The organism is Romboutsia sp. 1001285H_161024_C4 (assembly GCF_015550185.1).
Taxonomy (GTDB): Bacteria; Bacillota; Clostridia; order Peptostreptococcales; family Peptostreptococcaceae; genus Romboutsia_C; species Romboutsia_C hominis.
This window is the reverse complement of record NZ_JADNAJ010000005.1, coordinates 127,115-144,053: the sequence shown is the minus strand read 5'-3', so window position 1 is coordinate 144,053 and position 16,939 is coordinate 127,115. Positions and strand designations below refer to the sequence as shown.

Here is a 16,939-nt window from a genome sequence, read left to right as displayed (position 1 = left end):
TAACATTTAAATATATTTTAAAAATAATTATCAAATAATAAAATTAACTTGCTATTTAGTATAAAATGTATTACCATTTTTAAAAAATAGGTTAGTTACTATATTAACTAACCATTTAGGTAAGGAGGTTGCATGAAGCTTACACTAAATGAAGAAGAACCAATATTTATTCAAATAGCAAAAGCTATAGAAGATGAAATACTAATAGATGAAATAAAAGAACATGAACAAATACCATCAACTACTGAAATATCAAAGCTTTATAAAATCAACCCAGCAACAGTATTAAAGGGGATAAATACGTTGGTAGATAAAGATGTAGTTTATAAAAAACGAGGAATTGGTATGTTTGTAAATGAGGGTGCTAAAGAAATTATAAGAAATTTTAGAAAAGAAAACTTTAAGAATATCTTTATAAGGGAATTATTGATAGAAGCTAAAAAACTTCAAATAGAAAAACAAGAATTAATAGATATGATTAAATGTTACAAAGAGGTGGAGTAAATGAATATAGGGGTTAAAGTAGAGAATTTAAGTTATAGTTTCAAAAATCAAAAAATATTAGACGATATAAATATAGATTTTCATGAAAATAAAATATATGGTCTTTTAGGTAAAAATGGGGCAGGGAAAACTACACTTTTAAATATAATAACTAATCAACTATTATCAAAAGAGGGTAAAATATATATAAAGGGGGTAGAGGCAAGAAAAAATCCAAGTATATTAGAAAATATATGTATAGTTAGAGAAAAAGAATATTTAAATGAAGATGCCAAGATAAAAGACATATTTGATATATATTTTTATTTTTACAAAAACTACGATAAAAAACTTCAACATAAGCTTTGTAAAAAATTTAATATAGATACAAAAAAGAGGTACAAAAATCTGTCAAGAGGATTAAAAACATTAGTATTTAATATAATCGGAATATGTTCTAATGCCGATATAGTAATATTTGATGAACCAACTATAGGCCTTGATGCATTAAATAGAGTAGAGTTTTATGATTTATTACTAGATAATTATATAAATTACCCTAAAACTATAATAATAGCAACACATTTAATAGATGAAGTTGAAAATCTATTGGAAGAGGTAGTAATAATAAATAATAAAAAAGTAGTTTTTAATGATAGTATAGAAAATTTAAAGGAGAACTCAGTATATATTAGTGGAAACAAAGAAGATCTAAATAAGTTAGACATAGTTAAAAATAAAAAGCCTATTAAAACCTTTAGAAATAATGAAACTTATGCATATTATGAAAAGTTAAGTAAAGAGGAATTAAACAAAATTAAAGAGTTAAGTTTAGATATAGAGGCAATGAGCCTTCAGGATATGTTTATAAGTATTTCTAAAGAGGAGATAAAATAATGAAAGAATTAAAACCATACTTAAAGATGTTAAATAAAAATACATATATATATATACTTATTCTTTTACTATTAATTATTAGCATAGATGGAATGAATTTAATAGGTGTCATATATACTAAAAATTATACAATAGAAGAGAATTTTCTAATATTTAAAAGTGAAATTTATTATATATTAGGACTTATGATGTTTGTATATTCAGTTTGTATTTCACAAAAGGACTTTAGTATTGCTATAAGTATAAAAGGTGATAGAAAAAGTTATTTAAAAAGTATGATTTTATATATCCTTTGCTTGTGCTTTGTATCTACTATAATTGGTGTTGGTGTAGAGTTTCTACAAAAGATTATATTAGAAGGAATTAGTGGATATGAGGTATCAATATATAATAGGTCTATATTTTGGGAGGTAAGCGAGGTATTAAATAAAATACATGAAAATATAACAGGATCTAAGTTGTTTACAAAACTATCATTTGTAATTCAAGATGACACATTATTATCTATATTAGATATGATTATAAATACATTTATAAACAATTTTATATTTAGCGCTCTAGGTCTTTTTATAGGAGCATTAGTTTATAGGCTAAAAAAAATAACCACTGTATTTTTATTTTCAGGAATACCTTTACTCTATGTTATATATTTGTTAGTAGAGTTTTCTAAAGATAAATATGATTTTGTAGAAAAGTATATATGGACTTATTGGTCAAATTTAGGTCATATAATATCTACTTGTCAAAATATATTCATAAAAGTATTAATAGCAACAATATTTATAATTGGTGCTATATTATTACTAATAAAAGCACCGATAAAAGAATATGCTCATGATTTAATATAGAATTTTAACACCAATTTAAATTAAATTAATATTATACAAATACATAAAGTCATATATATAAGTATATAGATGTTAATTTAAAGAGGTGATTAAATGGAAAATTGCTTGTATATATCTAAAATTAATATAAGTAGGGATAGTGAATTTTTTATATATGATATAAATTATCCTATTATAAAACTTAAAGAAGAATGTATTTGTCAAGAAAAATTTGACTTATATATAATAAACGAAATAAACAATAAGATATATAAAGATGTATTAGATTTTAAAAATAATACAAAACTAGAGGCGAAAGAGTATAAGAAACTGTATGATACTAAGATAAGTAAAGAATGTAAGGAATGTGTAAAGTATAAATATGAAGTATATATTAACTACGAAGCAACTTATGATAGAAATAGAATAATAAGTATACCTATGACTAAATATAAATTTAGTGGTGGAGCACATGGAATGACTTACTTAGAAAGCTACAATTATGATTTATTAACAGGTAAAATTTTAAAGCTTAAAGATTTATTTGGAGAAGGTATAGATTATAAAAAGCTTATAAATGATTTTATAAGAGAAGAAATTATGAAAGAACCTGAAAAATATTTTAAAGATGATTATGGATTTAAAGGTATAAGTGAAGATCAAAGTTTTTATATAGATGAAGATGGAATAGTTATATATTTCCCACTTTATGAAATATCACCATATTATGTAGGTATACCAAAGTTTAAATTGAAATTTAAAGATTATAAAAAATACTTAAAGTACAAATAAAAAATCTAGCCTAATTTAGGGCTAGATTTTTTATATTAATCTCTGCATTTTTTACACTCACATTTACAGTGACAATCATGATCATGATGATGATTATCGTCATCTGAATTTCTTCTACAATTTTCTCTAAAACAGTCTACTGTATCATCAAAAGCATCTTCTAAATCTTCTATTAAGTCTGCTATATCATCTTGATCATCTAAAGCTTTTAAAACATTTTTTATACCTTTAACTTGATTAGGTATAGCTTCATCATTAAATTCGTCTACAACATCACCTAAATTATCTATTATATCCATTAAGCAGTTAGTCAATTTATCAAGCTGACATTTTGCGTTAGCTACATCATCTCTTAATGCTAATAAATTAACATTATCAAAATTATCTAAGGCATTTTCTAAGTTATCTATAGCTTCTTCATTTTTATTATCTATTTGATCTATCAAGTTGTTAGTTCTTCTTATTTCATCTTGGCAAACCTTTGGTCTAGAACCTCCTCCATTATTACATCCGCAAATATGGTTTGGATTTGTCCAATGATGATTGCAATTATTATTCGTGCAATTACAATTACATCTATTATTACAGTTATTACATCTATTAAATTTTTTACAAATCATAATCAAAACACCAACCTTTTAAATTTAGTAAGAGTAAACCCCTTTAATCTTATATATGAAATAAAAGAAAATTTTGTGCTAAAAATTAAATTATTATGTAAAAAAATATACAAAAATAAAACATGTACTTTATGGTAAATGTATGTGCTATAATCATATTAATTATATTGAGGAAAATATAAAATTAGGAGTGAATAGATATGAAGGTATATGATTTAACTCAAAAATTACATGATGATATGTTAGTATATTCGAAAGGAATATGTCCAAATATAAAAAAAGTAGCAAATATAGAGAAGGATGGATATGAAGAAACTTTAATAAGTATGTATTCTCATAATGGAACTCATATAGATGCACCTAAGCATATGGATAGCAAGGGAAAAAGTTTAGATGAGATGGAAATAAATAATTTCCTAGGAAATGCTTTGCTTATAGATGTAAATAATATGAAAAAAATAGAACTAGATTATATTAAAAATTTTGAAAAAGATATATTAGAAAGTGATTTTATAATATTTAAATCAGGATGGAGTAAATATTTTAATAAAGATTTATATTATAAAAACTATCCTACACTAACTAAAGAGTGTGCAATTTATTTAGCAAATACATCTATAAAAGGTATAGGGATAGACATGCTATCAGTAGATACTTATGAATCAAATGATTTTGAAATTCACACTATACTATTTGAAAAAAGTAAAGTAATAGTAGAAAATTTAACTAATTTAGAAAGTTTACCAGAAAAATTTCTATTTATAGCTGCACCTTTAAAATATGATAATGCAGATGGTTCACAGGTAAGAGCTATAGGTATAGTTAATTATTAAAAAATAAGAAGTATTATAACTATAAAGTAAATCAAAAAAGTGAAAAATCAAAGGAAAATTAAAAGGATGTGAAAAATTGAAGATCTTTAAGAAAAGAAGTATATTGGTAGCATTAATAATAATCATAATACCAATATTATTATTAGTAGGGCTAATAAATAAATCACAAAATAATAAAAAAATAAATATAAAGCCACAAAATATAGAAGAAGATATTAAAAGTAATAAGAATATAAATATAGCATTATTTGGATTAGATAGAAGAAAAGATAATGAACCAGCTCGTTCTGATTCTATTATAATAGCAAGTATTGATTTAAAAAACAAAGAAGTTAATTTAGTATCGCTTTTAAGAGATACCTTAGTAGATATAAAAGGTCACAAAAAAGATAAATTAAATCATGCTTATGCATATGGAGGTGCAAAACTTGCACTTGATACTATAAATAAAAACTTTGATTTAGATATAGATAAGTACTTGGCCGTGGATTTTTATAGCCTAGCTAAGGTTATAGATATTATAGGTGGAGTTGATATAGATTTAAAAGATTATGAAGTTGAAGAGATAAATAAAAATCTAGTAGAATTAAATAAAATAGAAGAACTAGATAAAAAAGCTGATTACATAAAAGGAAGTGGAATTAAGACTTTAAATGGTCGCCAAGCTGTAGCCTATTCTCGAATAAGAAAAAAAGGTAATGGAGATTATGAAAGAACTGAAAGACAAAGAAATGTGTTAAAAGGACTTTTAAAAAAGTATGAAGAAAAAGAAAAGGATGAGCAATTTGAAATGGCTATGGCAATTATAGGAAAAGTTAGTACTAATATACCTATAAATGATATTAAAAAGCTTAAAAGTATTATTAATGAAAATATAAACTTCAAAGTAAGTCAGAATATGATTCCTTATGAGGGTAGCTTTAAGAGTACTACTTATAAAGGAATGTGGTGTATAGAAGCTAATATGGAGGATAATATAAAAGCTTTACATGAATATATTAAGTAAAAAGACCCTACGTCTGAAAAATTGACGTAGGGTTTTTTATAAATATATATTATATACTTACAATTAGCATAAATATTGGAATATAAATAAAAAATAACATACCGGTTAACATATAAGAAGATTTAGGGGTTAGACAAAAATAGTTAGATTGTATAAAATATAAAAATAAGAAGTAATATATAAAACAAAGTGTATTCTTATTATATATCTTAAAATTTACAACAAAGGAAGAAAAACAAATGAAAAGATTTTTAAGTTTGTGTGTTGCTGGAAGTTATAGCATCTTAATAGGAGCGTGTGTTGGAGCTATCACATGGTTATTTTTAACTTTAATATTTAGTGGAATAAACTTGATATGGTATGACTTTATATTTAAGATTAATAATAACTACTTAGTTTTATTTGTATGTATTTTAGGTGGCATTATGGTAGGATTATGTCAAAAATATTTTGGGAAATATCCAAAAACAATGCCAATTGTTTTAAAGGAGTTTAAAGAAACCAAAAGAGTTGAGTATAAATCGTTGCATAAGTCAATAATATCAGCATTGATTATTCTTTGGTTTGGAGCGAGTCTTGGGCCAGAGGCAGCATTAAGTGGAATTGTAGGAGGATTAGTTACTTTATCCGGTGATTTACTTAAATATGGATTTAAAAGAAAAGAAATTGAAAATGATCTAAATGAAATTTTAATTGAATCAAGTATAGAATCAACTATAGGTATCATATTTGCTGCTCCATTATATGGTTTTTATAGTTTAATAAGTAATAAAGATAAAATAAAAAAAGCTAAGACAATAGTATATGTATTAACTATATCCTCAGGTTTTTATGTATTTGATTTATTATCAAAACTTGATAATCGAGCATCATTTATAACAAGATTTTCAAAGGCTAATATAGGCAAAAGGGAACTATTATTTTTTATACCTCTTTTAATAGTAGGATTGCTTTTAACATTGTATTATAAAAAAATGGGAAGTGTATTAAATAAGATACTAAAACCTTTAGATGATTATAAAGTAATAAAAGCAGTTTTAGGAGGGGGATTATTAGCAATATTAGGTATAACAATACCTTATATATTTTTCTCTGGAGAACATGAGTTAAAAGATATAATATTAAATTGGAAAAGTCTAGGATTAGCATGGCTTCTTATAATATGCTTTTTCAAGCTTTTAGCAACAGAGTTATGTATTTCAACAGGATGGATTGGAGGGCATCTTTTCCCTATAATGTTTTCTGGAATTACTATGGGGTTTGCTATCTCGATTATATTTGGAGTAGACCCAGTATTCTCAGCATGCGTAGTTGCTACTACTTTTTTAAGTGCGATAATGGAAAATTATATTGTAGCAATATTTTTACTTGTGTTATTTTTCCCAATAAATCTTGCTATTTTTATAATAATATCGGCAATATTAGGTGTTGAACTTATAAAAAAGTACAATTCAACACAAAATAATTTATTGAACTAATGACATAATGAAAGAATTATTAATGTAAATTAATATGTGTATAGTTTATTTAATTAAATATTTTATACATAATCTTATTTATAAATATATATAAAGGACAGAATAATTTTAAAAATTAAACTGTCCTTTTTTATATATTTGTAATTTGAATATCTAAAATAATTTAATTTAAAGTTTTAAAATATAATACACTTTGAATAGGATTTTTACTTATAAAAATGGTTCATCAAGAAGGCAAAAATAATTAAATAACTTAGTGTCTTAAAGTGTATATAAATTTTACACTATTTTAAGATTTATTTATGTAGCTTTTAGGATTTAAAGGATAACTTACTACTTTTAGTTCATAATGATTTTTTTCTCTATTATCTTTTTTAAAGTGAATTTCAGAAATTTCCATACCATTATAATTTTCATCCAATGCAGATATAAATTTACTCAAAAAGTTAGTTAAAGAATTAGTATCATTAACTAGACTTTTATCAAATGATAGAGCATCTATATTAAAAACTGACATGTTAGAATGATGCACAAAATGTTTATTAAACATGCAGTTACTACAAGTAGAAAAATTATCACAATTTATAACAGATTTAAAAGAGCATAGTAGTTTATCCACAAGCATCCCTCCTTTATATATATTTAGTTTATCATTTTAATTAAAACTCATACATAATAATATTTTTATAAAAAAAAGCTAGTCAATTGACTAGCTTTTAGTAATTACTATAATTTAAAACCTAAGTATATCTCAAATATAGCAGATATTATAAAATAAATTCCTATTATAAATGGAGTATAAAGTAATATCTGTATAGGATTTATAAATATTAATAAACCTAATATTACAAGACATATATTGTATAAAGTATTTGCATTAAACCCAAAAGTTTTTCTTTTAAATGATACTATAAATAGGTAAAGTCCTCTTACAAGTGCCCATATACCATATACAAATATTAATGAACTTGTAGTAGATATAGGGAATAACCATAATATAAGACCAAATAATACGTTTATAATACCACTAAAAATATAGTGAGATTTGTCTGTTGACTTAAATGCTCTAATTAATGTAAATATACCTGATACAATTAACATTATTCCAGCAATAGTTGTGAAATTAAAGTATGATTGTATTGGATTAGTAAAGAATAATACACCAATTATTCCAAGTAATATACCTTCTATAATAAGAAGAGCTTCAAGTTTTTTCATAAAGTACACCATCCTCTTATAGTATTATTCTTTTATTAAATTATTATAAATAATTATTTATACTTAATAAAAAAATTATACTTATATTGTTTGGGCTTTATATATATGGATCCATAGTTATAATATAAAAGTCCTTTTTTATATTATAACACAGAAAATTGTAAATATTTGTAAATGTAATATTCTAAATAATTAGAATTGTTATTAATGTAAATTTTTAAATTTAAAAATGATTGAAAGGACCTCTTTTATATAAATATTTAAGTTATATTATGGATTTTATCCTTAATTATATATATAATTAAAGATAAAATTAGGGAAAAGTTTTAAGTGGGAGTAATATATGATGGAAATTAAAAATGATTAGATTAATAATACATAAGGAGAAAATTATATGAAACAATTAAAACTATTAACAGAAATTCATTCTTTCGAAAACTTCAAAGAGTTTGTGGATGAATTTAAATTAGAAAAGAAGGATTTAATATTAACTCGTAGTTCTATATATAATGGATTTATAAAGGATTTAAACTTAGATTGTAATTTGGTTTTGCAAAATGAATATGGCAATGGAGAACCAAATGATGAAATGATAAATGGCATAATAAAAGATATAAAAGATTTAGATTATAAAAGAGTTATAGCTATAGGTGGTGGAACTGTTATAGATATAGCTAAATTGCTAATATTTAAAGATGTTGATGATTGTGTAGACTTATTTGAAAGAAAAGTAGAACTTGTAAAAGAAAAAGAACTTATAATAATACCAACAACTTGTGGAACTGGAAGTGAAGTTACAAATATATCTATAGCAGAAATAAAATCTAAAAACACTAAGCTAGGTTTAGCATGTGATGAATTAATTCCAGATTATGCAGTTTTAATACCAGAATTAATGAAGAACTTGCCTTTTAATGTATTTATGTCGAGTTCAGTAGATGCATTAATACATGCTATAGAATCTTTTGTTTCACCAAAATCAAATTCATTTACAGAGTTATTTGCTATAAAAGCAATTGAGATAATCATTAAAGGATACAAAGAAATTGTTGAAAATGGAAAAGAGTATAGAAAAAATTTATTAAAAGAATTTTTATTGGCTAGTAACTATGCAGGAATAGCATTTGGTAATACTGGAGTGGGAGCAGTTCATGCTATGAGTTACCCATTAGGTGGAGTTTATCATGTTCCTCATGGAGAGGCTAACTACCATATGTTTACAGAAGTATTTAAGCTTTATAATGAAAAAAATCCAAATGGAAAGATAAAAGAAGTAAATAAGGTATTAGCTCAAACCTTAGGATTAGATGATGAAAAAAATGTTTATTTTGAAATAGAAAAATTATTGAATAATTTATTAACTAAAAAACCACTTAGAGAATTTGGAATGAAGGAAGAAGAAATAAGTATATTTGCTCAAAGTGTTATAAATACACAACAAAGACTATTACAAAACAATTATGTAAAGATAAGTGAAGAAGAAATGAAAAACATATATATTAAATTATATTAATCAAAATATAATTAAAAGTCTCCTAAAAATAATTGGATTAATTTAATATTTGCAAAAAAGCTTATAGCAATTTATAATATTGAAGGTATACAATCAAATTAAGGAGACATACATGGGTAAATTTTATTATTTTTTTAGGACATCTACAGAACAAAATAATTTTGTTAACTTTGGAATTATACACATAATATTATTATTGATAGCTTTTTTTGGTAGTTTACTTATTATAAAATCAAAAAAGGAAAGTAGATTATTTGAAGTTTTTACTGGTAGTATATTATTAGTTCAACAATTAACATTATATCTTTGGTACTTTGTTGGAAACTATAATTTTATCAGAGAAGGTCTACCATTATTTCATTGTAGGATAGCAATACTTATGTTGGCAATAGGATTGATTTTTAAGAAAGATTTCATTTGCAAAATGGGATCTTATTGGGGAATGTTTGGTTCAATATCAGCATTAATATTTTTAGGGCTAGATCCTTTTTCATTCCCTCATATAACTCAATTCTCATATTTTATAGGTCATATACTATTACTTTGGGGGTCTGTTTATTTACTATTTGTAAAGAAAATAGGTATGAGTAAAGATGATTTTAAGAAAATACTTATTACAACAAATTTATATCATATAGTAATATTTTTTGTTGATAGAACGATAAATGCTAACTATGCATATATGAAATCATCACCTATTGGTATAGGCAATAATTTAAACCCATTTTTATATGGATTTATAGTTATGATGATTTTTAATATAGTTTTAAGTATAGAATATATAATTATAAATAAAAAAGAAGATAGCTCTGTAGAAGAATTTTATGAGGTTGCATAAATATTTTAAACAAAAGTACTGGGAATTAAAAATTTCCAGTACTTTTTTATTAATAAAATAGTATTTGATTTAATTAAATAATGTTTTAATATAAAAACATTATAAATGATTATGATATATTGAAAGTACCTTATTTATATGAGATAATAAAATGTATTAAGGAAGGAGAGGATTTTTTTGAAAAAAAATAAATATTTTGAGAGTGTGTGTGAGCTTCTTGATAAATAAGGAGCAATAATAAAAGTCCTTATTTATCAAGAAGCCTTTTAAGAATAAAAGCTGATAAATAAAGGAGATAAAAATGAACACACAAACATATGAAAAATTACAATTAAACGAAGTTAAAGAGTTAGTTAAAATATATTGCGTAAGCTCACTTGGAAAAGAACTTATAGATAAATTAATGCCAAGTAGTAGCTATAAAGTAGTTAAAAGAAGGTTAAATGAAAATAATGAAGCTAGAAAAATAATAGAAAATAGCAATCATATACCTTTAGAAGGACTTTTTAATATAATGCCGATTATAGAAAAAGTAGAAAAAGGAATGATACTAGAGCCTACAGAACTTATACGTATTGAAGATTTTTTAAGAGGATGTAAAAAGATAAAATCTTTTATGATAGATAAAGAATTTTATTCCCCTGCATTAAGTTCTTATGCACTTAATATAACAGAGTGTAAAAGTATAGAGGAAGAAATTAAGTATTGTATAAAAGGAAATAAAGTAGATTCTAATGCTAGTAAAGAATTAAAAAAAATTAGAAGAAATATTGAAGTTGCTGAAGGAAAAATAAGAGAAAGATTAAACAAGTTTTTAACAGCATCAGGAAACAAAAAATATATACAAGAATTTATAATAAGTAAAAGAGATGAAAGGTATGTAATACCTATTAAAGCATCATATAAAAATGAGGTAGATGGTGTAGTATTAGATACATCATCAAAAGGAAATACAGTTTTTGTAGAACCTAATAGTGTCTCAAAATTTAGTATAGAGCTTATAACTTTAAAATCAGAAGAATCTATAGAAGAATACAAGGTACTTTCTTATTTAACAGACCTTATTTATGAAAAAATACAAAATATAAAAATAAATATAGAAATAATTGCAGAATATGATATGGTATTTGCAAAAGCTAAATATAGCGATTCTATAAAAGGAATAACACCTAAACTAAATAACTATGGATATATAAATATAATAAATGGAAAACATCCACTACTTAAAGGTGATGTGGTTCCTCTTAATTTTGTAATAGGTAAGGATTATAGAAGTTTAGTTATAACAGGACCTAATGCAGGAGGGAAAACTGTAGCTTTAAAAACAGTTGGAATTTTAACTCTTATGACTCAATGTGGATTTGATATATGTGCAGATAAAAATACTGAAATAAGCGTATTTGAGAAGATATTTGTTGATATAGGAGATAATCAAAGCATAGAGAATTCTTTAAGTACATTTTCATCTCACATACAAAATATAGCAAACATTATAAATGCGTCAAATAAGTCAACATTAGTATTATTTGATGAAATTGGGTCAGGAACTGAGCCTAATGAAGGTGCGGGTCTTGCAATATCAATACTTGAAGAGTTATATAAAATGGGATCTATAATTGTAGCATCAACTCATTATGCAGAGATTAAACATTTTGCAACAATGCATCCAGAGTTTGAAAATGCAGGAATGATGTTTGATAAAAATACATTAGAACCATTATATAAACTTACTATAGGTAAATCAGAGGATAGTAATGCTTTATTTATATCAAAGAAAATGGGTATAAGAAATAAAGTACTAAGTAGAGCGAAAAGATATATAGAAAGTAAGAATTACAACCTTGACTTAGTAGATAGAAATAAAATTAATAAAACAGAAGAAGCATTAGAAGTATTAAAAGGTATACCTAATTATGAAATGGGAGATAGAGTAAAATTACTAGATGAAGATGAATTTGCTATAGTATATGAAGGTGTAGATAAGTTTAACAACGTCAAGGTATTGTATAATGAAGAGATAATAGATGTAAATATAAAAAGAATTAGCTTAAATCTAAAAGCTATTGATTTATACCCTAGAGATTATGATTTAAATTCTTTATTTGTAAGTTACAAGGAAAGAAAATTAGAGAAAGATATAAAAAGAGGCTCTAAAAAAGCTTTAAAGAAGATACAAAAAGATATAAAAAATAATAGGTTATAACAAAAACTCCCTAGAAATAGGGAGTTTTTTATTATAAAAGTAACTATGAAGATAGTTTGATATATAAAGAATAATTAAATAAAAATGTAAAATATGACAAAATTTAAAAATATGATAAAATATAAACTGTAAGAAGTTTAGGAATATCTATACAAAAAAGAAAGGATATATTTTGGGGGGAGTAAAAATAAGAAAAATAATATATATAATCATAGCTATTGCTACATGTATATCATTATCATATGGGGCACATAAACAAAATATAAAAAATGAGATTATGCAAATAGAAAGTAAAATTAAAAAAAATACATATGATAAACAATATAATAAAGCAATAGATATCTTAAAAAATGAATTTTCAAAAATAAAGCCTAAAGATTACAACATAGTATGTGAATATATAATTCAAATGACTGATTATATTAGAAATACAGAAAGAGGATTAAAAGAAGTTATAAACATACTAACTACAATGGAACAAAGTAAGCATTTATCAATAAATTCTAAATTTATAGTATCCAGTAAACTTCAAAGTGCGTATTTACTAGAACAAAACTATGCAAAAGCATCTAGATATATATTAAACACGCTAATATTATCTAAAAAAATGAATGATAAATTTAATGAAGCTAAATGCTTAGTAGATCTAGGTGTATTGTTTTCGGAGATAGAAGGTGAAAGCACCGGAATAAAGAGTATAAAAGATGGACTTGATATAAAAATTAATGATGAATATAAAAATAAATTTATACAAGTGTATGGAAATTTAAACATAGCTGAAATATATTTAAAAAACAATGAGTATAGTAATGCAAAAAAATACATAGAAGAGGTAGAAAAATATAGTAATTATATAGATGTAAATGAATATTATGATTTAAATATATTGATATATACTATAAAATCTTCAATTTATTTATCAGAAAATAATTCAAAACAAGCAAAGATATATTTAGATAAATCTAAAGAACTGTTAAATAATGAAAAGTTAATGGTGGGAAATAGAAAAACTATATATCAACTTGCTACGGGTAAATATTATGAGGCTATTGGAGATATTGATAGTGCTGTATATACATATAAAGAAGTACTTAAAGAAGATGAATATGAAAAAAATAGAGAACAGGACATAAGGTATGCCTTAACAAGATTAATAAAATTATTAGAAGAACAAAAAAAATATAATGAAGCGAATTTATATACAGATAAGTTACTTGAGGTAATAAAAGAATCTGAAGACAATAAATACAAAGATTATTCATATTATATAATAGAACAAGCTAGTAAAGAGTACAAGTTAGAGAAGGAAAATAATATGATAAAGTTTCTATTTATAATAATACTATTTGGAAGTATTATATTTGTCGTAATACATAGGTATAATAAAAATAGGTTAATAAGTATGAAACATTTAACATTACAAGATAAACTGACAAATACATACAATAGAGCTTATTTTGATAGTAAATATGAGGAGCTATTGGATAAAAATATAAAATTCTCTATAGTAATGATAGATATAGATAATTTTAAATATATAAATGATACTTATGGGCATCAATTTGGAGATGAAGTTTTAAAAGTTATAACTAATACCATAAAAAAATTATTGCAAGAACACACTTATTTATGTAGGTATGGTGGAGAAGAATTTGTAATAATATCCTGTTATAAAATAAAAGAAGAAGTATTACTTTTAGCTGAAATGATTAGGTCTTCAGTAGAAGGTATAAGTTGGAGCAAGGATATAAAAACAACTGTAAGTATAGGAGTGGCTTTTTCAAATATACATTATGAAAATACCTTAAAAAAATCAGATGAAAATATGTATAAAGCTAAAAATACAGGAAAAAATAAAGTTGTTGTGGATAACGATAAGAAATAATAATTTAAATTAAAAAGCATGTTAGTTGATATTACCTAACATGCTTTTTAATTTATTCGCTTAAAGTACTAACTTCATTTTCATCATAACTTATCCAGTCACTAAAACTTCCAGGATATACTTTATGGCATATACCAACTTCACTAAGAGCTAAACTATTAGGACAAGCTGTTATACCAGAACCACAATAAACTATAATTTCCTTATAATCATTTAACTTTTCAAAGTGTCTTTTTAAATCATCTAAACATTTTAAGTTTATAAACTCATTGTCCTTATTTAATACATCCATCCAAAAATAGTTCTTGGCACTAGGTATATGTCCAGCTTTTTTATCTACTGGCTCAAATTCACCTAAGTATCTTTTATATTCTCTGGAATCTATGATAGCAATATCCTTATTATATAATCTCTCTTTTACATAATTCATATCAACTCTCATATTATTGTTTACAGTAGCTTTAAAGTTACCTATTTTAGTTTTTGGTATTTCATTAGTAATTTCTCCACCAATGCTTTTAAATTCATTTATACCTCCGTTTAAAACATAAACTTTATCATGACCTAGATACTTTAATATCCACCATAATCTAGAAGGCCCTGCTAAATCACCCTCATCATATGCTACAACTATAGAATTATTATCTATCCCTATACTTTTAAAGGTATTTACTAGGTCATCTACACTAGGAAGAGGATGTCTACCACCATGGATTTTAACCTCACTAGATAGCTGATTTTCTATATCAACTCTTACTGCATTTTTTATATGGCTCTCATTGTAGCTTTTTTTACCGTATTCTTTGTCCATTAAGTCAAACCTACAATCCACTATAACTAAGTCTTTATTATCCATATTTTCTTTTAACCAATTAGGGCTAACTAAATTTGTCATAAATATTCCTCCTAGTACTAATATAAAATTATTAAGTTAAATACTACACTTACATTTATAAATATATACATATAGACAATAAAATTCAATATATTACTAAATTTACTTAATATATTGAAAATAATTACTTTTGGGTAAATATGTAAAAACATTAAAAAAAAATTATATTTATGTTAGAATATAGATGAAACGTTAATTAGATATCAAAAATAAAATAACTGACAATGAATCATTAGGAGGCAAACGTTATGAATATTTCTTCAAGAATAAAATCAGTACCAGCTTCTACTATAATGGAATTATTAACTTATTCAGCAGAAGCCAAGAAAAAAGGAAAAAAGGTTTATCATCTTAATATAGGTCAACCCGATATAATAACACCTAAAAGTTTCTTTGAAGCTATTTCAAGTAACAAAGAAGATGTATTAGAGTATGCTTTATCAGAAGGGTTAGACGAACTTAGAGAAGCTATAAAAAGATACTATAATGAATATAATATAGATTTTGAAAAGGAAGATATACTTATATTAAATGGTGGTAGTGAAGCATTATTTTTCTGCATGATAGCTTTATGTAATGAAGGAGACAATATATTAATACCAGAACCATTTTACTCAAACTACAATAGTTTTGCAAATTCAGTAGGTGTTGAGATCAAGCCAATAACTACACTTGCAGAAAATGGTTTCCACTTACCTAAAAAGGAAGAAATAGTAGAAAAGATAGACTCAAAAACTCGTGCTATATTATTCTCAAACCCAGGCAATCCAACAGGAGTAGTTTACTCTAAGGAAGAAATAAAAATGATTAGTGATATAGCTAAAGAACATGATTTATGGATAATAGCAGACGAAGTTTATAGAGAGTTTGTATATGATGGAGAATATACTAGTTTAGGAAGTGTTAAAGAAGTAGAAGATAGAGTTATAATAGTTGACAGTGTATCTAAAAGATATAGTGCTTGTGGAGCTAGAATAGGATCACTAGCATCTAAAAATAAAGAATTTATGGCACAAATATTAAAATTATGTCAAGCTAGGCTATCAGTACCTACTTTAGAGCAAATAGGAGCTGTAGAACTTTATAAAACTGATAAATCTTATCTACAAGATGTGAATAAAGAATATAAGGAAAGAAGAGACGTATTATATAATGAACTTGTAAAAGTACCTGGAGTTATATGTAAAAAACCAACTGGTGCATTTTATATAGTTGCTAAATTACCAGTTAAAAGTGCTGATGATTTTGTAAAATGGTTATTGAAAGATTTTGATATAGATGGAGAAACAGTTATGCCTTGTCCTGCTGAAGGATTTTATGCAACAGAAGGTCTTGGAAAAGATGAGATAAGACTTGCATATATATTAAATAAAGAAGATTTAGCTAAGGCATCTAAAATTTTAAAAGAAGGATTAGAAGCATATTTAGAACTTGATAAATAAATAAATAAA

The 16,939-nt window shown here is 24.4% G+C and carries 16 protein-coding genes; 12 read left to right on the top strand and 4 right to left on the bottom strand.

Features of this window, described 5'->3' with window-relative positions; all coding sequences use genetic code 11:
- The first annotated feature begins 132 nt into the window (after positions 1 to 132).
- From I1959_RS10225 to I1959_RS10210, 4 genes are all read left to right on the top strand, one after another.
- Entirely contained in the window at positions 133 to 504 is a 372-nt protein-coding gene (locus tag I1959_RS10225) for a GntR family transcriptional regulator (RefSeq protein ID WP_092925310.1), read from the top strand.
- A complete protein-coding gene (locus I1959_RS10220) occupies positions 505 to 1,380 on the top strand; it encodes an ATP-binding cassette domain-containing protein (RefSeq protein ID WP_092925312.1) in 876 nt (291 codons plus the stop codon). It begins immediately after the preceding gene.
- Entirely contained in the window at positions 1,380 to 2,228 is an 849-nt protein-coding gene (locus I1959_RS10215) for a hypothetical protein (protein ID WP_195238201.1), read from the top strand. The genes I1959_RS10220 and I1959_RS10215 overlap by 1 nt, the downstream gene beginning before the upstream one ends.
- Before the next feature lie 93 nt (positions 2,229 to 2,321).
- Positions 2,322 to 2,999 carry a DUF3298 and DUF4163 domain-containing protein gene (locus I1959_RS10210; RefSeq protein ID WP_195238200.1) on the top strand — a complete coding sequence of 226 codons (678 nt, stop codon included), beginning with the start codon at positions 2,322 to 2,324 and terminating at the stop codon, positions 2,997 to 2,999.
- Positions 3,000 to 3,034: 35 nt separating this feature from the next.
- On the opposite strand, the gene grpE is transcribed toward I1959_RS10210, so the two are convergent.
- Positions 3,035 to 3,619, bottom strand: a complete 585-nt coding sequence (gene grpE, locus I1959_RS10205) for a nucleotide exchange factor GrpE (protein WP_195238199.1) — start codon at positions 3,617 to 3,619, stop codon at positions 3,035 to 3,037.
- 200 nt (positions 3,620 to 3,819) lie between these two features.
- On the opposite strand from grpE, the gene I1959_RS10200 reads away from it, so the two are divergent.
- From I1959_RS10200 to I1959_RS10190, 3 genes are all read left to right on the top strand, one after another.
- On the top strand, positions 3,820 to 4,452 hold the full coding sequence (locus I1959_RS10200) for a cyclase family protein (protein WP_195238198.1): 633 nt from the start codon (positions 3,820 to 3,822) through the stop codon (positions 4,450 to 4,452).
- 76 nt (positions 4,453 to 4,528) lie between these two features.
- On the top strand, positions 4,529 to 5,458 hold the full coding sequence (locus I1959_RS10195) for an LCP family protein (RefSeq protein ID WP_195238197.1): 930 nt from the start codon (positions 4,529 to 4,531) through the stop codon (positions 5,456 to 5,458).
- 239 nt (positions 5,459 to 5,697) lie between these two features.
- The gene (locus I1959_RS10190) at positions 5,698 to 6,936 is read left to right on the top strand and encodes a chloride channel protein (protein WP_195238196.1); all 1,239 of its coding nucleotides are present in this window, start codon (positions 5,698 to 5,700) and stop codon (positions 6,934 to 6,936) included.
- A gap of 289 nt (positions 6,937 to 7,225) precedes the next feature.
- On the opposite strand, the gene I1959_RS10185 is transcribed toward I1959_RS10190, so the two are convergent.
- Together I1959_RS10185 and I1959_RS10180 are read right to left on the bottom strand one after the other, a co-directional pair.
- A complete protein-coding gene (locus I1959_RS10185; protein ID WP_166505590.1) occupies positions 7,226 to 7,555 on the bottom strand; it encodes a hypothetical protein in 330 nt (109 codons plus the stop codon).
- A 107-nt stretch (positions 7,556 to 7,662) separates the two neighbouring features.
- Positions 7,663 to 8,154, bottom strand: coding sequence for an HdeD family acid-resistance protein (locus I1959_RS10180; protein WP_166505589.1), 492 nt, complete (start codon positions 8,152 to 8,154; stop codon positions 7,663 to 7,665).
- 394 nt (positions 8,155 to 8,548) lie between these two features.
- On the opposite strand from I1959_RS10180, the gene I1959_RS10175 reads away from it, so the two are divergent.
- The 4 genes from I1959_RS10175 (at position 8,549) to I1959_RS10160 (ending at position 14,593) form a co-directional block, all read left to right on the top strand.
- Positions 8,549 to 9,667: a 4-hydroxybutyrate dehydrogenase gene (locus I1959_RS10175; protein WP_166505588.1), complete on the top strand. Its 1,119-nt coding sequence runs from the start codon at positions 8,549 to 8,551 to the stop codon at positions 9,665 to 9,667.
- Positions 9,668 to 9,779: 112 nt separating this feature from the next.
- The gene (locus tag I1959_RS10170) at positions 9,780 to 10,505 is read left to right on the top strand and encodes a YwaF family protein (RefSeq protein ID WP_092925334.1); all 726 of its coding nucleotides are present in this window, start codon (positions 9,780 to 9,782) and stop codon (positions 10,503 to 10,505) included.
- A gap of 301 nt (positions 10,506 to 10,806) precedes the next feature.
- Positions 10,807 to 12,708, top strand: coding sequence for an endonuclease MutS2 (locus tag I1959_RS10165; protein ID WP_166505587.1), 1,902 nt, complete (start codon positions 10,807 to 10,809; stop codon positions 12,706 to 12,708).
- Positions 12,709 to 12,880: 172 nt separating this feature from the next.
- On the top strand, positions 12,881 to 14,593 hold the full coding sequence (locus I1959_RS10160; RefSeq protein WP_166505586.1) for a GGDEF domain-containing protein: 1,713 nt from the start codon (positions 12,881 to 12,883) through the stop codon (positions 14,591 to 14,593).
- Between the two features lie 52 nt (positions 14,594 to 14,645).
- On the opposite strand, the gene I1959_RS10155 is transcribed toward I1959_RS10160, so the two are convergent.
- Complete coding sequence (locus I1959_RS10155; RefSeq protein WP_166505585.1) at positions 14,646 to 15,488, bottom strand: sulfurtransferase; 843 nt, start codon at positions 15,486 to 15,488, stop codon at positions 14,646 to 14,648.
- A gap of 248 nt (positions 15,489 to 15,736) precedes the next feature.
- On the opposite strand from I1959_RS10155, the gene I1959_RS10150 reads away from it, so the two are divergent.
- The gene (locus tag I1959_RS10150; protein WP_092925342.1) at positions 15,737 to 16,930 is read left to right on the top strand and encodes a pyridoxal phosphate-dependent aminotransferase; all 1,194 of its coding nucleotides are present in this window, start codon (positions 15,737 to 15,739) and stop codon (positions 16,928 to 16,930) included.
- The last annotated feature ends 9 nt before the right edge of the window (positions 16,931 to 16,939 follow it).